Source organism: Capnocytophaga sp. oral taxon 903 (assembly GCF_013394785.1).
Taxonomy (GTDB): domain Bacteria; phylum Bacteroidota; class Bacteroidia; order Flavobacteriales; family Flavobacteriaceae; genus Capnocytophaga; species Capnocytophaga ochracea.
This window is the reverse complement of the sequence record NZ_JABXYW010000002.1, coordinates 382,161-402,610: the sequence shown is the minus strand read 5'-3', so window position 1 is coordinate 402,610 and position 20,450 is coordinate 382,161. Positions and strand designations below refer to the sequence as shown.

Below are 20,450 nucleotides of genomic sequence, written 5' to 3'. Positions count from 1 at the left end.
GCTTGTTGTGTTACGACTTTTTTTGTATCTTTGTCCCCTCATTTCACTGTTAAAACTATGTTTCAAGGAGTACTTCAAAAAATGCTTACCGAATGGGCTGACCCCATACGATATTATTTGCCAATGGAAGGCGATTTTGTACTGATGAACCAACTCATCGGCAAGGATATAACACTCCAATTTGTGCGCTTTCAGTGTATGAATTGTGGGGAAAATAAGCCTATTTTCCGTCAGGGTTATTGCAAAGAGTGCTTTTTTGAAGTCCCTCAAACCGCCGATTGGGTGATGCACCCCGAACTTAGCAAAGCGCATTTAAACATCGAAGAGCGCGATTTGGGTTATGAGCAACAAATGCAGTTGCAACCGCATTATGTGTATCTTGCCAATTCCAGCGACGTAAAAGTGGGGGTAACACGCAAATCACAAGCTCCAACACGCTGGATAGACCAAGGAGCGCACGAAGCCCTTATACTTGCCGAAGTACCCAATCGCTATTTGGCAGGCATCGCCGAAGTCGCTCTTAAAACTCATATAGCCGATAAAACTAACTGGCGCAAAATGCTTACCAACCAAATCACCCCCGTAGATTTATTGCGAGTAAAATTAGAGGTGCGCGACTTTGTGCCCGACCAAGTACAGCCCTACATCACCGAAGATATCACCCCTTTGCACATTCATTTCCCCGTAGAAAAATACCCTACCCAAGTACGCTCTCTGCAACTGTTGCAAACCCCTACGTATAGTGGTAAACTAATGGGCATCAAAGGGCAATACCTCATTTTTAGCGACAACACCGTCTTTAATGTGCGAGGTAATGAAGGACTGGTGATTAATTTACAAATTAGCTGATTTTTCAATTAATTTTTATACCTTTGCAAAAAAAGAATAATTATGTGTGTATTAGTATATCCAAAAGATGAAACCCAAAAAGCAGTGCTAACTTCGTTTTTAGAAGAGAAAAATATAGATTTTGACTATAATATTTCGGATAGTGAGACTTCTAATGAGTATTTGCAAGTGCTTTTGAAACGAGCTAATGAAATTACAGAAAATCCTGAACAAGCAGGAAGGGCTTTTGATGAATTTGATAAAAAAATGAGAGCAAGATATGGATTTTGAGCTAATGATTCATCGTCAAGCCGAAATAGACTTGGAAGAAATTGTAGTTTACTACAATAAAATAAGAGAAAATTTAGGATTTGAAGTATATGAGGAGATTTATAGCTATATACAAGAAATAAAAAGTCGCCCCTTTTCTTTTAGAAAAGAAATAGAACAAGTGCGTGTTTGCTTTACTAAAAGATTTCACTTTGGTATTTATTTTCTTATTGTAGAAGAATTGTCAAAAATTTGGATTATAGGAGCTATAAATGCTAAAGAAGACCCTAATAAATTATTGAGAAGACTTACTATTATCAATATTCCTCAAAAATGATTGATATCATACACTTTGCCAAAGGTGCGAGCCGCACAGGCAGTTGTAGCACGACGTGCAATTAGAACCTTTGGCAAAGTTTTTTATCTAATAAAAACAAGTGTATTTCCTTCTGAAAACTTTTCTGAAAACGCATATCCATCAGTGTTAAACCCTTTCAAATCTTCTACTGAGCGAATCTCGTTTTCTGCCAAAAAACGCACCATACGACCCCGCGCTTTCTTCGCATAAAAACTAACAACTTTTAGTGTTTCCCCTTTATAATCTTTGAAGATAGGTGTAATCACGGGCACTTTTAACTTTGTGGTATCAATTGCCTTAAAATATTCTTCACTGGCGAGATTGATAAACAATTCTCCTTCTTGTAATTCGTCGTTCAATGCGTGAGTGATTTTGTCTTTCCAAAAAGCATATAGATTTGTAGCCTTCCCTACGGGTAGTTTGATGCTCATTTCCAACCGATAAGGAGCGATAAGGTCTAAGGGTTTAAGCAGTCCGTATAGCCCAGAGAGAATACGCAAAGACCTTTGCAACTTATCCATTTGCGTTTCGGAGAGTGAATAGGCATCGAGTCCCTCATACACATCGCCATCGTAAGCAAAGAGCGCCGGACGTGCATTTTGTGGGGTAAAAGGCAATGAGAGCTGTTGGTGTCGTTCCCAATTCAGGTCGGCGAGCTTTTGGGAGATATGCATCAGGTTTATGAGTTGCTTTGGAGAGAGTGCTTTAAGGGCAGTGCTTACCTCGCCAATTTCCTTTGGAAAAATAGCCGAAGAGTGTAGGGTAGTAGGTAGGGCTGATGTTTCGTTAATGGTTTTGGCAGGAGAGATTACGATTTTCATAGTGATAAATAATTAACGGGGCAAAGTTACAAAACAATTGACAATTCGCAATTGATAATTGACAATTGATAATTGACAATTGAATAGGGGAGAGGCATTAGATAGATTTTAAACGGAACTATGATGGGTCTATAGTGGGTCTATAGTGGGTCTTCAGTGGGTCTACAGTGGCTCTACAGTGGGTCTACAGTGGCTCTACAGTGGGTCTACAGTGGCTCTACAGTGGGTCTACAATGAAGACTAACCAAAGATTAATAGAATACTAATAGAATTTATAATGTTGTTGCTATGAACTGTTGCTCTGGTTCTGTGGGGTCAGACTTGTCCGAGCTAAAATAACTAACTACTATCTTTCATTGTTATTTAAAAAGAAATGCTTATCTTTGCCCAAATAAACATCTGTGTAACTTGCACTATGAAATACATTATTACCCTTATGGGATTATTTAGTTTTGGAATAACTCACGCTCAGATTCAGCGTGTAGAACCACCTTTTTGGTGGGAAGGAATGCACTATAGCCAAGTGCAGGTATTGCTCTATGGCAAAAACATCGCTCAGTACAATGTGGAGAGCGATTTGCCTATTGTAAACATACTGAAAACAGAAAACCCTAACTATCTGTTTGTAACCGTCGATACCAAAGATAAAAAAGCGGGCAACTATACCATTTCGTTATTGCAAAAGAAAAAGAAAGTGGGCAGTGTTCGCTACGAATTAAAAGCGCGTCGTGAGGGCTCGGCTTACCGCAAGAGTTTCGACAGCAGCGATGTGGTTTACCTGATTATGCCCGACCGCTTTGCCAATGGTAAACCCGACAATGATTTGCACCCTGCACTTACTGATAAGCTCAACCGCTCAGATTCTTTCGGTCGTCACGGGGGCGACATTCAGGGGATTATCGACCATTTGGATTATATACAATCCTTAGGAGCTACGGCTATATGGAGTACGCCCTTATGTGAGGACAACGAACCACAACATTCTTATCACACTTATGCCCAAACCGATGTGTACAAAATAGACCCCCGCTATGGTACGAATGAAGAGTACCGACAGTTATCAGAGGCTTTGCACAAGCGCGGTATGAAGCTCATCAAAGATTATGTAACCAACCACTGGGGCAGTCAGCATTGGCTCGTGAAAGACCTGCCTTGCTACGACTGGTTACACCAATTTCCTGGTTATGGACAGAGCTCTTTTAGGATAACTACTCAGATGGACAGCAATGCCTCGGACTGGGACAAAAAGTACTGCGAAAAAGGTTGGTTTGCGCGTTCTATGCCCGACCTCAACCAAGCGAACCCATTGGTATTAAACTACCTCACCCAGAACGCGATTTGGTGGATAGAATACGCCGACCTCGACGGTTTGCGTGTGGATACTTATCCGTATAACGACAAAGCAGGCATTGCCCAATGGACGAAAACCATTACAGATGAATATCCGCACTTTAACATTATGGGCGAGGTATGGCTTACTCAAAGCGCACAAATATCGTATTGGCAAAAGGATAGCCCTATCAGTGCGATACAAAGCTATAACACCCACCTACCTACGGTAATGGACTTTCCGCTCTTCGATGCAATAGGCGAGGCTTTCCGTACTACACCTTCGTGGAACAAAGGTATGATGCAACTCTACGACAACTTTGCGAACGACTTTCTGTATAAAGACATCAACAATCTGCTCATCTTTGCAGAAAATCACGATACGGCACGTATCAATCACGTATATCCTAAGATAGAGGATTATAAGATGATTATCACATTGTTAGCAACGGCGCGTGGTATTCCGCAATTGTATTACGGTAGTGAGATAGCAATGGCAGGCGACAAGAGCAAAGGCGATGGCGATATACGACAAGATTTTCCTGGTGGCTGGGCAGGCGATACACAGAACGCTTTCACTGCTGCTGGGCGTACAGCTACCCAAAAAGAGTATTACGATTTTACAGCTAAGCTATTCAATTGGCGTAAGGATAAAGCCGTAATTCACTACGGGAAGACCAAGCAATACTTGCCTGAAAATGAAGTGTATGTCTATTTCCGTTACAACGATACCGAGACCGTAATGGTAGTGCTCAACAACAACGAAAAGAGCCAAACGCTCCACCTAAACCGCTTTGCCGAGAGTTTGGCGGGATTTTTGAGAGGGAGAGATATTATCTCGGGGAAAGAGATTGTTTTAGGAGATACTTTGGAAGTAGCAGGTAAGACAAGTCTTATTATAATGATGAATCATTAATGGTTAATAGTTGCTCCAAGAATGCTTTAAGTAGCCTCTTTCCTGTGACTTTTTCAACTTTGCCCAAGTTCAAACTTTGGCGAAAGTTTGTGATGCAGAGATGACACTAATGCTATGGATAAAATACTGAATTTAAACTTATGAAGAACATCATTACAATAGGATTGCTAATAGGGTGTGTGTTCTTTGGGAAAGCACAGAGCGAGGCTGATAAATGGCTGAAGGCGGTGTCGGAACAACAGGGTATTGCTATTGAGTGGCAGGAGCGCAAAACCTCTCTTGCCTCAGAGGGAATTCGCTCTTTTGTGGGTTACTACCAAGACAATTTTGTAGCGACCCTTTCGGTAGGAGGACAGAGCGTGTCGGGGAGTTTTCACTATGGAGATACCTCGTATGAGATAAACGTACAAAAAGGACAATTGGTCTTTTCGCCTAATAAGAATTTCCGATGTGGCACTACCGATACGCCTCATTCGCACCTAAGCCCTTCGACAGCCCGCCCTGCGATATTAGCCGAAGAAACCACTCCTACCATTGCCAACACACAAACACTAAGGGTATACCGTTTGGCGATGCATATCCCTTATAGCACCTTCAGTACAGGACACTTAGAGAAAAACATACAGAAAGTAAAAACGTTTTGGGCAGATACTGAAAACTTCCTTAATGAAGTGTATATACGCGATTTAGGAGTGCGTTTTGAATTAGTAAACGATGAGCGTCTCATCATCAAAGACGAAAGCAAAGAGACTTTTGCAAGCTATCGCGATGCCGATTACGTTAAGGATCATTCAACAAAGGTTATCAACGAACTTATAGGAGAAAATAGTTATGACGTGGGTATCTCTCTTGCATATACCGCTTCCTTAAAAAAAGGGATCAGAGGATTAGCTTATCTTAAAGGTGTTTATCAGGCTAATACCAAAGCTGATGCCGTAGCAGTACTTACCAAAGAAGTCATAGCTCACGAAATCGGACACTTATTCGGGGGTAAACACACTTTTGGTAGCTATAAGGGCTCAGAAGCCTACGATAGTGAAAAGACAGAGTATGACAGAGGTACTTCGGTGATGAGCTATGGCAGTCCGCGTGACTTTTTCTCGCTGTCGAGCATTCAGCGCATACGGGAACTATTGACGAAAGTACCCGTGAAAGCTCACGACAAGACTTTCACTACTCAAGCCCCTCGCATAGACCACAGCAAGATTAAAAGTCATTATACTATTCCCAAGGGTACTTTCTTTCAATTCTATATTCCTGCTATCGACCCCGATAGTGCAGAACTGCTATACGCCGTAAACCAACACGATGTACGCAATGGAGATGAAACCCCTATAACGCAATACATTATCTACAAACCTACTCCTGCTAACCCTGTAACTATTAAAACAGAGTACCACAAAGACTCAGGTAGTGTAATAGCCAATAGTGGCTTAGCACAACAAACTACGGGTACTTTTACCTTTTGGCTGGGAGTGAGCGATACCCCACTCCAACCGTCAGCCGACTATATAGTACAATACGATTTGGCTGAAACCAAAGTAACGGTAAAAGACGGTACCCCCTTCAAAATTACGACTACCCCAAAAAACGAATACAAAGGAGGCGATCGACTCACCCTTAGTTGGAATGTAGATAATACTATTTTCAAAGACACCAAAGTGCGTATCTTGCTCTCAGATGATTTAGGCAAGACGTTTAAACATATAGTAGTAGCAGAAGCCGATAACAATGGCAGTAAGGAAATCACTTTGCCTAATATCAATACAGATAAGGCGGTGCTAAAAGTAGAAGTAATCGATGGTTTAGCCTTTGACCTTACTAACTACAACCCTAAAAGCGGTGGTTTTACTATTGAAAAGAATTCAGCCCTTCCCGAACCTCTCCTTTGGGCATCACTTCCTAATCATCTTACCCTTTCTTGTGAACAATCTATTCCAGCGGTAGTATTGCCTACAGTTACAGGTGGTTGTACTCCTGTGGTTACTCTTCAAAAAGAAGAACGCATCAAAGGTAATTGTGACTATACTTATACTATCAAACGCATTTTTACAGCTACCGACACTTGTAACCAAACGCTTACTTATACTCAAACTATTAGCGTAACAGATAAAACTCGCCCTACTTTTGTAGGTGCTTTACCCCAAAATATGAGTATTAAAGAAGGCGAAACGACCCCTACCCAAGTAACGCTTACCGCTACTGATAATTGTGGCACCGCTACTGTTACACCTTCTCATAAAGAAGTAAAAACTAATGGAAAAATCTCTCAGCTTATCTATATATGGGAAGCCAAAGATGCTTGTGGTAATGTTACTACCCACCAACAAATCATTACCATTGTGCCTAAAACAACTCCTATACCTCTCACTTGGGCAACACTTCCTAACAATATAACCGTCGATTGTGCCAAAGCTATTCCCGCTGTGCAAACCCCCACCACACAAGGAGGCTGTGCTAAGGTAGTGATTACTCGCGCCGACAAGGAACTCAACAAGCAATGCCTTAACAACTTCACGTTAGAACGTACTTTTACCGCTTCCGATGGTTGCACAACTCTTACCCATACCCAGCGCATTACCGTAGCCGATACTACCCCACCTACTTTTGTAGGGACTTTGCCTCAAAACCTCACGATTAAAGAAGGGACACCCGTCCCCCAACAACAGAGTATTTCAGCAGAAGATACTTGTGCAGGACAACCTACCGTTACAATGTCTCCAAAAGAAGAAACTCTCACTAACGGAAAGCTCTCTAAAGTCGTTTATAAGTGGGTAGCGCGTGATGTGTGTGGCAACGAAAGAGTGCATACGCAAACCATTATCATTACCCCAGTAATACCACAACCACCTACACCGCCAATAGTTCCTTCTGTTAAAGAAGTGGTGATTTACAATGCCGTTTCTACTGAAAAAGGCTCTGATAACTATTTCAGAATAGAAAATACAGATGAAAACCGACCTATTACCTTACTTATTTTTGATGAAATGGGCTTGAAAGTATATGAAAGTAACTATTATCAACAAAAAGGCGAATATTTTAGAGGCTATCCTAATGTAAAAGGAGTGATAGGAAGCAAACGCTTGGCAGGTACTTATTTCTATATAGTTACCTATTATAAAGATGGTAACTTAGAAGAAAAGAAAGGATTCCTATACATAAGATAACTTGTTAAATTTTGCTTGCTATTTGTTAATTGTTTTGTACCTTTGCGCCGTTTTTTAAAACCAAACTAATGAAACATATATTACACTACTTACTTTGGCTATGCCTAAGCATAGAGGTAGCCAATGCACAAACTAATATCCAAAGTGTTATAGCTCTTTTTGCTGAAAAACCCTCTGTAGAATGGGCTCCCCCTATTCCTAACTCACCTTCTATGCTCGTACAATGGCAAGCGCGAACTACTTCTAAGGAATTTCGCTCGTTTGTAGGTTACTACCAAGACCATTTTGTAGGCGTTATCAGCTTTGACAAACAGCAGTTAAGCGGTGAAGTGTTTTACAGAGGAAAGTCCTATGTATTGGGAACTTCTCCCCAAGGAATGCTCACTGTCGAGGCAGTAACCGATGAACACGATTGTGGTGCGAGTTCTTTGGGAAAACAAGCCCTCACTGCCCGCAATTTCTTTCCCGAAGGCAATGAAGATAAGAACGACCCACCTATCGAGCAACCTGATATTTACAATTCACTTTATCCTAAAGCGCTCATTCACACCGATGGCGTATTCAGGCACTACCGCTTGGCAATACCGGTGGATTACAGCATTTACAATTCGGCATATTTCAATAGAAATGTAAATAAAATCAAAACGTTTTGGTATGCCACCGTTACCTTTATGAATGAGTTATATCGCAATGATGTCGGGGTGGATTTTACTTTGGTAGATGATGAGGCACTTATTTTTACTACTGAAGAAAATCATTTATTCCGCAGAAGGGAAGCTGCTAATGAAGTGGTAAACAACGGTACTATCACTCTCAACAAACGTTACGATAAAAACAAATACGATATAGCAATTATCCTCACCGATTATCGCGAGAACTACAATGGTTTGGCAGCGGTCTATGCCGCTTATGAGCAACACAACAAAGCTAACGCGGCAGCACGTCCTATAAAACCTTCTACCATTGCCCACGAAATAGGACATATGTTTGGTGCAGACCATACATTTTCTAACGGAGGGCAATATTCTAGTAAAACCGAAACAGGCTCGGGTCAGTCGATTATGAGTTACGGTCACGAGCACCCACGCGATTTCTTTTCGCTTATAAGTTTGCAAGAAATACGCAAATTCTTGGGTAACTCTATGGCGTATTATGCCGATGAAGCGCGTACCCAAGAGGCAGGCAAGCGTGTAGAGGGAACAGGCTCTAACCTTGTCTATGGAGTAAAGAGTAACAATCGCCCCCCAGTGCTCGATAGAACGCATTTAAAGAAAACTTATACCATACCCGAAGAAACTTATTTTCAATTCTATCTCAATGCTACCGACCCCGAAGGCGATGCGCTTACTTATATAGCTCACCCCGCTGATAGGCGTTTTCACTCTACCAAATCTAACGCTCGTTTTATCACCTATAAAGGAAGAGCTGATGGTAATATACGCTTTGAAACTACTTGGCTTGAGAGTGAACGCAATACCTTCGTACCCATAGGAGCTGCCGATTCTTACAAAGAAGGTACTTTCACCTTTTGGTTAGCTGCTGCCGATCATAACAAAGACAATAGCAACCACGTAGTGAAATACGATGTAGAAGAGGTACAAGTGAAAATAGTCAAAGGTAAACCTTTTGAAATACAAAATTTCGACAATGGTAGTTGGGAGCAGAACAAAACCTACAAAGGAGGTCAGACAATTTTGCTTCATTGGCAGGTAGACGAGGCTATTTTTACCAAAGATAGTAAGGTGCGTATCCTTTTGTCAACCGACTCTGGTAAAACCTATAAATACGTATTGAAAAAAGAAGCACCTAACAATGGAGCTTGTGAGGTAGAGCTTCCCAATATATCCGTAGGTACTACTCGCGGACATTTTGGCAAACAAAAAGGACAAGGCATCATCAAGATAGAAGTGATTGATGGCTTGGCTTATGCATTGTCTTGTACAAAGCCTTATCACGTAGGAGGCTTTATGATACAAAAAGACCCTACAAAACCTGAAACTACACCAGAACCAGAACCTCAGCCCAACCCACGACCTAACCCACAACCACAGCCCCAACCACAGCCTAGCCCGCAACCTCAACCCAGTCCGTCAGACTCTTCTGATTCATCAACATTACCTAATGCAACAGCAATCATATACAATGCTGTCTCAACTACTAACCCCGAGAACTATTTTAAAATAGAAAATGCTGACGAAGATCGCCCTATTTCGGTGCTCATCTTCGATGAAATGGGACTCAAAGTATACGAGAACAACTATTACGGCAAAAACGGTGAAGTGTTTAGGGGCTACTCTAATCTAAAAACTATAAGTAACAAACCTCTTGCAGGTACCTATTTCTATATAGTTACCTATTATAAAGATGGTAACTTAGAAGAAAAGAAAGGATTCCTATATGTAAGATAATCGGAATTCTTACCTGTTACCTAATACTAACGACTAATAACTAACAAAAAATGAAAATATCACGACTTTTACTACTCTGGTTCTTCGTAGCAGGAACCATAAATGCACAACAAAAAGCTACTGAGGTCATACGCCTTTTTGGTACAAACTCCTCAGTACAATGGAATGTTCCTATCGAAGGAAAATCTGTATCGCTTAACTGGCAAGCACGCCCCAATAGCCTTGCCCAAGAAGGCTTCCGCACTTTCGTTGCCTATCACAATGGCAATTTTGCAGGAACACTCTCAATGAATAAAAGTACCCTATCAGGTGAAGTATGGCACGATGGTCATTCTTATTTCATCAACACTGAAAACGGAATACTCAAAGTTACTACCGATAAAGAACACTTCACTTGTGGTACTTGCGCCGATGGACAATGCTCTCAAGCTACAACGCCCACCTCCCAAAGACTACCTATGCAACTCGCGCCTGCTGATGCGATGACTGCACGTGGTGCCATACTGCACGAAGAGGCACTTCCGTCTGACGACAAAAAAGTGCTTTACAATACCAATGTACTCAGAACCTATCGTTTGGCTATGCTCATCGATTACAGTTTCTACAAAAAACATTGTTATGGTGATATAAATAAGGTAAAAGAATTTATGACAAAAGTAGAGGCAGGGCTCAACGAAGTATGCGGTAGAGAGATTGGCTGTCAATTTACTTTGGTGGACGACCCTCGCCTTATCATCACTACTAAAGACAAAGAAATATACGATTACCCTGTGGTGAGAGAGGTATTGAATAGAGCGACTTCAGATTTTAATAACCTTATAGGCGAAGAGAATTACGATGCAGGTATTGTCTTTTCTATATACAGTGATAACCGTGGTTTGGCGCATTTGGGTGAAATTACAGGAAAGCTAAAAGGAGGCTGTATCGCCAATCACGAGTTTTATATTATCCTTCACGAATTAGGACACTTATTAGGCTCCGCACACACCTTTACCATAGGAGGAGCAACCGCTTCTTCTCATACCGAGCCCGATAGAGGGAACTCTATTATGAGTTACATCAACGACCCTAATGGCACTTATTTCTCTCTTCCGTCTATATACACCATCCGCAACCGTACCAATTTGCACGATGCTTATTATAGCGATAAAGCTCGTACTCAGTTGGTAGGCTTGCCACAAGACAATATCCCTTACGGTGAAGTTTCTACTAACCGTGCCCCTGTGATCCAACGTTCTACATTAAAAAAGGAATACAAACTACCTCCTAACACTTACTTTCAATTCAATATAGAAGCAACCGACCCCGATGGCGACCCCCTTCTCTATATGGCACATCAAGCCGACTTTAATCAGTTTGGCAAAGCGCGTTTCCCTTCTAATCGCCCTACCGAAAGCAACCGTATAGAGTTCTATCAGCCTTATAAAAAGAACAAAAGCAATGAATGGAAAGCTGTAGATTATAAATTTACGAAGCCCGGAGAAACAGGAGAGTTTACTTTTTGGTTAGGCGTATGCGATGGCAAAATAGGAGCTTACAAAGACGGAAAACCTCACGTACCGCTTTATGATGTCTATGAAACCAAAGTAAATATAGTAGAAGGTAAGCCTTTTAGGATAACTAATATAACTAAAAGCAGTGCCGGAAAATTTAAATATGGTAAAGAAACTACTATCTACTGGGATGTTGATAAGAATGTTTTTGGCAACGATAGTAAGGTGCGTATCCTCTTTTCAGACGATTATGGAAAAACCTATAAATACGTGTTAGCCGATGGATTGCCTAACAACGGACAAGCTACGGTCATTTTTCCTACACAAGCTAAAGGATGGAAAAATTATAATCTTTTTGTAGAAGGACTCTTTAAAATAGAAGTACTCAACCATATTGCCTATGCTGTGAGCACTGACACCCCAGGCACTTTGGATATGCACAGCCCTGACATTACCTTTAAAAATTTGCCTGAGCCTGTGATAACTGTTAAAAAGAATGCTATTCCCGAAAAACCTAACGTTACCGCCGAATCTCATTATTGTGGTGCTAATAAAAAAGCTGAGGTAACTTTTTCAGAAGAAGACCATACTACCTATTTATTGCGCAAATGGGTAGCAAAAGATAAATGCAACTATTCTGCTACAGCACAGCAATTTATCTATTACGAAAAAGAACCACCTACTAAAACCTTACGATTTGTAGCTCCTCTTCCTGAGGATAAACACGTACAATGCAGAGACGATATTCCTGCTAAAACTGAAGTAAAAGCAGAGGGAGCCGAAAACATTCACATAGACTATGAAGAAGAGTTTAGAGAAGGCGACCGTAAGTCTTACAAACTCACTCGCTCTTGGATAGCCTATGCCGATGGAGCTTTGCCTATCCGTTATACCCAACAAATTTTCCTTAAAGACACTCAAAAACCAGTGCTCTCGTCTTACCCTCCAAGTATGACCGTAAAGAGCGACGCCGATGTGCCTGTAAGAGAAAACCTCACTGCAACCGATAATTGTGATGGAGCTTTACAAGTAGTCTATAGCCAAAGCAGTGAAGACAAAGGCAGTAAAAAAATAATACGCTATGTGTGGTTCGTAGAAGATAGTGCTCATAACGGAAACCGTTATGAACAAGTAATCACTATTGACCCTAACGCTCAAAATCCTCAACCACAACCCAACCCCCAACCTCAACCCCAACCTCAACCCCAACCTCAACCCCAACCACAACCACAACCTCAACCACAACCTAATCCGTCCGACCCGTCCAAATCACCCTCTGCGACACTTATAATATATAATGCTGTCTCAACTACTAACCCCGAGAACTATTTCAAGGTAGAAAATGCTGATGAAGATCGCCCTATCTCATTACTTATTTTTGATGAAATGGGCTTAAAAGTGTATGAAAATGACCACTATCAGCAAAATGGTGACTATTTCAGAGGCTACCCTAACGTAAAAGGAGTGGTAGGTAGTAAACGCTTAGCAGGTACTTATTTCTATGTGGTTACCTACTATTTTAAAGGACAACAACAAACCAAAAAAGGAATTTTATACGTAAAATAGATACTACTAAAAATATAATTGATAAATGAATAAGATAGATATTTTATTACTGGTAATTCTGGCTTTCGGAGCTGTACGTGGCTTTATGCGAGGGGTTATTATCGAAATGGCATCGCTATTAGCTATTGTGATAGGTATCTATGGGGCGATACACTTTTCGTTCTTTACAGCCTCGTTGTTAGACAAGATTCTACCTGCCGAAAAGCAAACCTTGGAGATTTTTGCATTTGGTATTACCCTCGTTGTATTAATGCTGGGGGTAATGCTCTTAGCTAAAGTCCTTACCCAGATACTCAAAATTGCCGAACTCGGTCTTCTGAACCGTTTAGCAGGAGCCTTGTTTGGCTTACTCAAAGTGGCTGTAATTGCAGGGTCGATGTTCTTGTTTTTAGAGCGTACCTTTCAAACCGAAAAGTGGCTCTCAGCCTCGGCTTTGAGTGAATCTCTTCTGTACAAACCCGTAAAGAGTATCAGTCAAGTAGTATACGCCAATGTATTTCCTGAGAAAGAGAAAAAAGAACAGAAAAGTGAATAATAAATGGAAGGGTTAGTCTATAAATCTACAGGAAGCTGGTACACAGTGAAGGACGTCGCTACGGAGCAGTTCTACGAGTGTCGCATCAAAGGCAAATTCCGCCTAAAAGGCATTAAGAACACAAACCCCATAGCCGTGGGCGACCGCGTGCTCTTTCGTTTGGAAGAGAGCAACAGAGGCGTCATTACCGAGATAAAAGAACGCGATAACTACATCATTCGTAAATCGGTAAACCTCTCTAAGCAAACTCATATCATCGCTTCCAATATCAACCTCGCTTTCTTGGTAGTAACCCTCAACAATCCGCCTACCTCTACTACTTTCATCGACCGTTTTTTGGTAACTGCCGAAGCCTATGGTATCAAAACCGTATTGCTTTTCAACAAAGTAGATACTTATACAGAAGACGAGCTCACCGAAGTGAAATACCTCGCTTCAATATACCGCAAGGCAGGTTATGAATGTATAGGTATTTCGGCTACTACGGGTAAAAATATCGATAAGGTAAAAGCTACTATGGAAGGAAAAACCTGCGTGGTATCAGGGCATTCTGGTGCGGGCAAGTCTACTCTCATCAATGCCATAGCTCCCAATTTACATCTCAAAACTGCCGAAATTTCTCAGCAACATCAGCAAGGTCAGCACACTACCACTTTTGCCGAGATGTTCGATTTGCCTTTTGGGGCACGCATTATCGATACTCCAGGTATCAAAGGCTTTGGTATGGTAGAAATCGAAAAAGAAGAACTCACCGACTATTTCCCCGAGTTTTTCGCTCTCAAACACCAATGTAAGTTCAATAATTGTCTCCACACCGATGAACCCCAATGCGCTGTAAAAGCAGCCTTAAACCGCGATGAAATCGCTTGGTCGCGCTACAAAAGCTATCTCCAAATCCTAAAAGGCGAAGAAAGCGTATACCGAGAAGGCGAAGGAGAGTAACGCAAAAAGCAATATTAGAATAAAACACCTCCCTCTTACAAACAACAGACCTCCTATTGGAGGTCTGTTTTCTTTCGTTTTATTTCTGTGTAAATGCCCTTTATAGCAGTTTGAAAATCAAATTTTTATATAGCTATCCTATACCAATCGTCCAAGATTCGTATAAGCTTCCTATAAGCTTTCTATAAGCTCCCTACTACTAAAAAAGAGGTTATTTAAAGAATAAATGCGGGAAAAGAGTTTCGATTGGTTTCTTAACGAAAGCTATTTTTAATGTCGCTCTGAGAAATCCCCAACCATAACTAAAAAACTGTACCAGAAGTGCCCAAACCGATAAAAATCCTATCTTCACACTGCGGTTCTCTCGGGCACTGTCCCACCCTATCAATATAAAATAAGAAGCGTATACAAGCAAGGGAGCGATGTGTCCAAAAAAGACTAACAGTATAGCGCCACAAAGTCCCAAGGCAAAGCAAGTAGGCAACCAAAAAGTCAGCTTGCGCGTTTGTGGGTGCCAATGGTTAAGGATAGCCCGCGTTTGTCCAAATTTGCTCACTTGGGTACGGAATTTCGCCCACGAAATGCGCCGTTTGTGAAACACAAAAGCAGTAGGGATAAAAGCCGAATCAAAACCCTTTTCCCAAAGGCGTATCACCAAATCTGGGTCTTCACCAGGGTGTATTTTCCCAAAACCTCCCGTCGCCTCAAAAGCTTTACGCGATAAACCCATATTAAAACTGCGAGGTTCAAACCGCTGAATACGCTTTTGGCTACCGCGAATGCCCCCCGTAGTCAGCAAAGAAGTCATCGTATAGTTAATAGCTTTCTGAATATCGGTAAAGTCATCGGTAGCAGTATCCGAGCCCCCAAAACAATCTACATAATGGGCTTGCAAGAAGTCATCTACCGCTTCCAAATAATGAGAAGGCAAAATGCAATCGGAATCTAAAATGAGAAAATAATCGTGCTGAGCGCGTTGCATACCGTAATTGCGCGAGTCGCCCGGACCTGTATTAGGTTTAGAAAGATAAGTAATCGATAAATCGTTTTGGTATTTTTTACATATCTGCTCTGAGGTAATAGTAGAGCCGTCCTCTATCACTACTACTTCAAAATCACCTTCGTAAGTTTGTGATGCAAGACTGTTTAGCAGTTCGTCAAGTTCCTCAGGGCGATTGTATATAGGGATAATAAAACTATATTTCATCTGTTAAAGTAATGTTAAAATTAAAAGATTTTGTAACATCTCTATAATACCATACGTATAATATGCGTATAAGAATCGACAAAATTAAGGATTTTTTCTGAATGAGACAACTAAAAATTACCAAACAGGTAACCAACCGTGAAACTGCGTCTCTTGATAAGTATTTGCAAGAGATTGGTCGTGTAGATTTGATTACTGCTGATGAAGAGGTAGAATTGGCACAACGCATTAAGGCAGGCGATGTAGCCGCCTTAGAAAAACTCACCAAAGCCAATTTGCGCTTCGTGGTATCAGTAGCTAAACAATACCAAAACCAAGGGCTTACCCTGCCCGACCTTATTAACGAAGGGAACTTAGGGCTCATCAAAGCAGCACAACGTTTCGACGAAACCCGTGGATTCAAATTCATTTCCTACGCCGTATGGTGGATTCGCCAATCTATTCTCCAAGCCTTAGCCGAACAATCGCGTATTGTGCGCTTACCGCTGAATAAAATAGGTTCTATCAACAAAATTAACAAGATGTATGCTTACCTCGAGCAAGCCAATGAACGCGTACCTTCAGCCGAAGAGATTGCGCGCGAACTTGATATGTCGGTAAATGATGTGAAGGAATCTATGAAGAATGCAGGTCGCCACATCTCTATGGACGCACCTTTGGTAGAAGGAGAAGACTCTAACCTTTACGACGTGATTCGCAGTAACGAGTCACCTAACCCCGATAAGGCTTTAATATTAGATTCTTTGCGCACCGAGATAGAGCGCGCGCTCGAAACGCTTACTCCTCGCGAAGCCGATGTAGTTCGTTTGTATTTCGGTCTTTCCGACCAGCACGCAATGACCCTCGAAGAAATAGGTGAAACCTTCGACCTCACTCGCGAACGTGTACGTCAAATCAAAGAAAAAGCCATTCGCCGTCTCAAACACACTTCCCGTAGTAAAATTCTAAAAACATACTTAGGCTAAGTGCGAGCCACACAAGCAATAATATCACACACTTTGCCAAAGTTTCACACTTTGGCAAAGTTTTTTTCTTACCTCTTATCTCTTACCTAAATAATGGACTACACTTGGGACTTTAAACCACTACCACCGCAAGCCATTGTCGCTACTTTGCAACAAGAGCTCAACATCAGTGAGCCTTTGGCGATTCTTTTAGCACAACGGGGCGTGACTACCTTTCAGCAAGCAAAAGATTTCTTCCGTCCTACACTCTCACAATTACATAATCCTTTCCTGATGAAAGGAATGAAAGAAGCCGTTGCTCGTTTAGATCGAGCCTTAAAAAGTAACGAAACAATCCTTATTTACGGTGATTACGATGTCGATGGTACTAGCGCCGTTTCTTTAATGGAGCGTTATCTTAGCAACTTCACTTCTAAATTGCACACCTACGTCCCTGACCGATATACCGAAGGCTATGGTATTTCTTTTCAAGGAATAGACTATGCCGAGGCGCAAGGTTGTACCCTCATCATTGCGCTCGACTGCGGTATCAAAGCCATTGATAAAGTAGAATATGCCAAAGAAAAAGCCATTGACTTTATTATTGCCGACCACCACCGTCCTTCGGAACAAGTACCCGATGCTATTGCCGTGCTCGACCCCCAGCAAGCTGATTGTCCTTACCCATATAAAGAACTCTGTGGTTGTGGTTTAGGGTTTAAATTAGCCCAAGCTTATCACGAGTATTTACAACGCCCGTTCAGTGAACTCATTTCCCTTTTAGACTTAGTAGCCGTTGCTACTGCTGCCGACATCGTACCAATGGACGGCGAGAACCGTTGCTTGACGTACTTTGGGTTAGAAGTGCTCAATAATAATCCGTCGGCAGGCGTAAAAGCGCTTTTTGGAGAGCATCAAGGTAAAATTACCATAACCGATGTAGTGTTCAAAGCAGCACCTCGTGTGAATGCAGCAGGACGTATAGAACACGGCAAATACGCCGTTGCTCTCCTCACCGAAACTGATGAAGAACAAGCCGTACTTAAAGCTAAGGAAATAGACGCACTCAATACACATAGGAAAGAGCTAGACAGCAGTATCGCCGCCGAAGCTCTCAACCAAATAGAGGCAAATGGCGAGCAAGAACACTATACGTCGGTAGTGTTTAATGAAGAATGGCATAAAGGGGTGATAGGCATTGTCGCCTCTCGCCTTATAGAGCATTATTATCGTCCTACGGTAGTCTTTACTAAGAGTGGTAATAAGTATGCCGCTTCAGCGCGTTCGGTACAAGGATTTGATATTTACGAAGCTTTGGAACAATGCAGTGAGTATTTGGAGCAGTTTGGTGGTCATAAATACGCTGCCGGACTCACTTTACGCCCTGAACAGTATCCGCTTTTCAAAAATGCCTTTGAAGAAGTAGTAAAGCAAACCATAGACTCTTCGCTTCGTATTCCCAAACTCTTTATAGATACCGCTTTGCCATTGAGCAAACTTACACCAAAGTTGTATAACGTACTCAAACAGTTCGAGCCTTTCGGTCCTCTGAATCTCCCTCCGCTTTTCTATGCCGAAAGCGTAATAGATACCGGCTTTGCCAAGCGTATCGGTAAAGATGAAGAACACTTAAAACTCACCTTAAAAGAAATAGGTACTACCTCGTATTACGATGCAGTAGGCTTTGGCTTAGCACATAAACTCCCCATAGTAACCTCTGGCAGACCTTTCAGCATAGTATATTCAATAGAAGAAAATCAGTGGAATGGCAGAGCAAGTTTGCAGTTACAAATAAGAGATATAAAATAAAAAAGAGGTTATTGGAATAGTATTCCAATAACCTCTTTTTTATTTGTTTCCTTACCTATTTCAAAGCCTCTAACGCTTTAACGTAGTTAGGTTCGTGTGTGGTTTCAGCTACTTGTTCTGTATAAACCACTTTCCCTTGCTCATCTAAAACTATTACACAACGTGATAATAACCCTTTTAAGGGAGTATCAGTAAAGACAATAGGGTAATGCTTTGCAAAATCACCTCTAAAGTCTGAAAGCATAGTGAGATTGTCTATTCCTTCAGCAGCGCAAAAGCGAGTAAGTGCAAAAGGAAGGTCTTTAGATACACAAAGGATAGCTACATTACTGAGTTTAGAAGCTTCCACGTGAAATTTGCGTACAGAAGCTGCACATACCTCCGTATCTACACTCGGAAAAATATTTAGTACAACTTTCTTCCCTTGAAAGTCTTTGAGTGTTACTTCAGCTAAATCATTCCTTACAGCTGAAAAATTAGGAGCTATAGTACCCACTTTGGGAAGTTCTCCAACAGTATGAGCTGGTTGTTCGTGAAATGTAATATTTGCCATAAAATATAGTTATTATTAATAATATGAAAATAAACAAAAATAATGCCAAGTATTAAGTTTATAATAGGATTATTATTGAATACTTTCTGCAATGATATAACCACCCGTCCACGCATTTTGGAAGTTAAACCCTCCAGTAATAGCATCAATATCTAGTACTTCTCCTGCTAAATAGAGCTGAGGGTATAGCTTGCTCTCATAAGTCTTAAAGTTGATTTCAGAAAGTTTTACACCACCTGCTGTTACAAATTCTTCTTTGAAGGTAGCTTTGCCCTCTATGGGAAAACGATATTGGGTAAGAGCTTCAGCCAGCCGACGCAATTGTGGTTTGTTGAGTTCTGCCCACACTTGTTCAGGAGCGATACCTGCATTTTCTAAAAGAGCAGACCATAAGCGTTTGGGGAGTTCAAAAAGTGAGAAGCTTTGCATTGCTTTGCGTCCGTTGTGTTGTTTAAACTCTTGGAGAACGGAGAGCGTTTCGTCATAAGAAAGCGCCTCTGTGAGGTTAGCGGTGAAATTTACTTCCATTAAGCATTGGTAGTTACATTCAGCTAGCACACGAGCCCCCCAAGCCGAGGCGCGCAATACCGCAGGTCCGCTAAAACCCGTATGGGTGAAGAGTAGCGGAGCAGTCTCAGTTATTTTTAGTGATTTTCCTTCTTTGCTAAGCAAATGTACAGAAGCATTTACAGCAATACCCGATAGTTCTTTCGTCCATTGGGTGGAAGTATGAAAGGTAAATAACGAGGGGACTGGTGGTATGATAGTATGCCCCAAATCAGCTAACAATTGCCATATTTTAGGGTTACTGCCAGTAGTAATGACTATATTTCGAGCAATGTAGGTTTGCTTGGGCGTACTTACTTGCCAACCATTGGGAGTAGGAGAGAAGGCTTGTACATTCTGTTCAGTGAAGAGCTCTATATGGTGTTTTTTTATTTCGTTGAGGAAGCAATTTACAATGCTCTCCGAAGTATTAGAAATAGGAAATACACGACCATCAGCTTCAGTTTTGAGAGGGATACCGTGAGCTTCAAACCAGTCCATTGTATCACCACACATAAAACGGTAGAAGGGACTAAGGAGTTCCTTACTGCCACGAGGATAGTTCTTTACGAGTTCTTGAAGGGTGAAAGTAGCGTTGGTGAGGTTACAACGCCCTCCGCCCGAAATGCGCACTTTGTGGAGCACTTCTTTGCTTTTTTCAAGGATAGCAATCTTAAAGTTAGGGTGTTTTTCAGCAGTATTAATAGCGGTGAAGAAGCCAGCAGCTCCTCCACCGATAATAAGAAGGTCGTACATAG

At 41.5% G+C, this 20,450-nt stretch carries 15 protein-coding genes; 11 read left to right on the top strand and 4 right to left on the bottom strand.

Annotation, left to right across the window (positions count from 1 at the left end; translation table 11 throughout):
- Positions 1-57 precede the first annotated feature (57 nt).
- From HW279_RS01690 to HW279_RS01680, 3 genes are read left to right on the top strand one after another with little or no spacing between them, the layout of a single operon-like run.
- Positions 58-849, top strand: coding sequence for a DUF2797 domain-containing protein (locus HW279_RS01690; RefSeq protein WP_178957720.1), 792 nt, complete (start codon positions 58-60; stop codon positions 847-849).
- Between the two features lie 42 nt (positions 850-891).
- Positions 892-1,119: a hypothetical protein gene (locus tag HW279_RS01685; RefSeq protein WP_009421903.1), complete on the top strand. Its 228-nt coding sequence runs from the start codon at positions 892-894 to the stop codon at positions 1,117-1,119.
- On the top strand, positions 1,109-1,435 hold the full coding sequence (locus tag HW279_RS01680; RefSeq protein ID WP_009421892.1) for a hypothetical protein: 327 nt from the start codon (positions 1,109-1,111) through the stop codon (positions 1,433-1,435). Before HW279_RS01685 ends, HW279_RS01680 begins: the two co-directional genes overlap by 11 nt.
- An 83-nt stretch (positions 1,436-1,518) precedes the next feature.
- Here HW279_RS01680 and yaaA read toward each other — a convergent pair whose 3' ends face one another.
- Positions 1,519-2,277 (bottom strand): peroxide stress protein YaaA, encoded by a 759-nt coding sequence (yaaA, locus tag HW279_RS01675; protein ID WP_178957719.1) that lies wholly within the window; start codon positions 2,275-2,277, stop codon positions 1,519-1,521.
- A 373-nt stretch (positions 2,278-2,650) separates the two neighbouring features.
- Between yaaA and HW279_RS01670 the strand changes: the two genes are divergently transcribed.
- The 6 genes from HW279_RS01670 to rsgA all read left to right on the top strand — a co-directional run bounded on the left by HW279_RS01670 (position 2,651) and on the right by rsgA (position 14,633).
- Entirely contained in the window at positions 2,651-4,522 is a 1,872-nt protein-coding gene (locus tag HW279_RS01670; RefSeq protein ID WP_178957718.1) for a glycoside hydrolase family 13 protein, read from the top strand.
- Between the two features lie 140 nt (positions 4,523-4,662).
- The gene (locus HW279_RS01665) at positions 4,663-7,689 is read left to right on the top strand and encodes a reprolysin-like metallopeptidase (protein ID WP_178957717.1); all 3,027 of its coding nucleotides are present in this window, start codon (positions 4,663-4,665) and stop codon (positions 7,687-7,689) included.
- A gap of 68 nt (positions 7,690-7,757) precedes the next feature.
- Positions 7,758-10,097, top strand: a complete 2,340-nt coding sequence (locus tag HW279_RS01660) for a reprolysin-like metallopeptidase (RefSeq protein ID WP_178957716.1) — start codon at positions 7,758-7,760, stop codon at positions 10,095-10,097.
- 50 nt (positions 10,098-10,147) lie between these two features.
- A complete protein-coding gene (locus tag HW279_RS01655) occupies positions 10,148-13,156 on the top strand; it encodes a reprolysin-like metallopeptidase (protein WP_178957715.1) in 3,009 nt (1,002 codons plus the stop codon).
- Between the two features lie 25 nt (positions 13,157-13,181).
- A complete protein-coding gene (locus tag HW279_RS01650) occupies positions 13,182-13,691 on the top strand; it encodes a CvpA family protein (RefSeq protein WP_178957714.1) in 510 nt (169 codons plus the stop codon).
- Positions 13,692-13,694: 3 nt separating this feature from the next.
- Entirely contained in the window at positions 13,695-14,633 is a 939-nt protein-coding gene (rsgA, locus tag HW279_RS01645; RefSeq protein WP_178957713.1) for a ribosome small subunit-dependent GTPase A, read from the top strand.
- Between the two features lie 211 nt (positions 14,634-14,844).
- Here rsgA and HW279_RS01640 read toward each other — a convergent pair whose 3' ends face one another.
- Positions 14,845-15,840, bottom strand: a complete 996-nt coding sequence (locus HW279_RS01640) for a glycosyltransferase (protein WP_178957712.1) — start codon at positions 15,838-15,840, stop codon at positions 14,845-14,847.
- Between the two features lie 101 nt (positions 15,841-15,941).
- Between HW279_RS01640 and HW279_RS01635 the strand changes: the two genes are divergently transcribed.
- The gene (locus HW279_RS01635) at positions 15,942-16,805 is read left to right on the top strand and encodes an RNA polymerase sigma factor RpoD/SigA (protein WP_002673542.1); all 864 of its coding nucleotides are present in this window, start codon (positions 15,942-15,944) and stop codon (positions 16,803-16,805) included.
- Between the two features lie 93 nt (positions 16,806-16,898).
- On the top strand, positions 16,899-18,593 hold the full coding sequence (recJ, locus tag HW279_RS01630; protein ID WP_178957711.1) for a single-stranded-DNA-specific exonuclease RecJ: 1,695 nt from the start codon (positions 16,899-16,901) through the stop codon (positions 18,591-18,593).
- Positions 18,594-18,648: 55 nt separating this feature from the next.
- Here recJ and tpx read toward each other — a convergent pair whose 3' ends face one another.
- A complete protein-coding gene (gene tpx / locus HW279_RS01625) occupies positions 18,649-19,146 on the bottom strand; it encodes a thiol peroxidase (protein WP_178957710.1) in 498 nt (165 codons plus the stop codon).
- Between the two features lie 72 nt (positions 19,147-19,218).
- A complete protein-coding gene (locus HW279_RS01620; RefSeq protein WP_178957709.1) occupies positions 19,219-20,448 on the bottom strand; it encodes an NAD(P)/FAD-dependent oxidoreductase in 1,230 nt (409 codons plus the stop codon).
- Positions 20,449-20,450 lie beyond the last annotated feature (2 nt).

Excerpts from the sequence above, each read along its gene's own strand:
- HW279_RS01690 (WP_178957720.1), top strand. The coding sequence starts at position 58 with ATGTTTCAAGGAGTACTTCAAAAAATGCTTACCGAATGGGCTGACCCC.
- HW279_RS01685 (WP_009421903.1), top strand. The coding sequence starts at position 892 with ATGTGTGTATTAGTATATCCAAAAGATGAAACCCAAAAAGCAGTGCTA.
- HW279_RS01680 (WP_009421892.1), top strand. The coding sequence starts at position 1,109 with ATGGATTTTGAGCTAATGATTCATCGTCAAGCCGAAATAGACTTGGAA.
- yaaA (WP_178957719.1), bottom strand. The coding sequence starts at position 2,277 with ATGAAAATCGTAATCTCTCCTGCCAAAACCATTAACGAAACATCAGCC.
- HW279_RS01670 (WP_178957718.1), top strand. The coding sequence starts at position 2,651 with ATGCTTATCTTTGCCCAAATAAACATCTGTGTAACTTGCACTATGAAA.
- HW279_RS01665 (WP_178957717.1), top strand. The coding sequence starts at position 4,663 with ATGAAGAACATCATTACAATAGGATTGCTAATAGGGTGTGTGTTCTTT.
- HW279_RS01660 (WP_178957716.1), top strand. The coding sequence starts at position 7,758 with ATGAAACATATATTACACTACTTACTTTGGCTATGCCTAAGCATAGAG.
- HW279_RS01655 (WP_178957715.1), top strand. The coding sequence starts at position 10,148 with ATGAAAATATCACGACTTTTACTACTCTGGTTCTTCGTAGCAGGAACC.
- HW279_RS01650 (WP_178957714.1), top strand. The coding sequence starts at position 13,182 with ATGAATAAGATAGATATTTTATTACTGGTAATTCTGGCTTTCGGAGCT.
- rsgA (WP_178957713.1), top strand. The coding sequence starts at position 13,695 with ATGGAAGGGTTAGTCTATAAATCTACAGGAAGCTGGTACACAGTGAAG.
- HW279_RS01640 (WP_178957712.1), bottom strand. The coding sequence starts at position 15,840 with ATGAAATATAGTTTTATTATCCCTATATACAATCGCCCTGAGGAACTT.
- HW279_RS01635 (WP_002673542.1), top strand. The coding sequence starts at position 15,942 with ATGAGACAACTAAAAATTACCAAACAGGTAACCAACCGTGAAACTGCG.
- recJ (WP_178957711.1), top strand. The coding sequence starts at position 16,899 with ATGGACTACACTTGGGACTTTAAACCACTACCACCGCAAGCCATTGTC.
- tpx (WP_178957710.1), bottom strand. The coding sequence starts at position 19,146 with ATGGCAAATATTACATTTCACGAACAACCAGCTCATACTGTTGGAGAA.
- HW279_RS01620 (WP_178957709.1), bottom strand. The coding sequence starts at position 20,448 with ATGTACGACCTTCTTATTATCGGTGGAGGAGCTGCTGGCTTCTTCACC.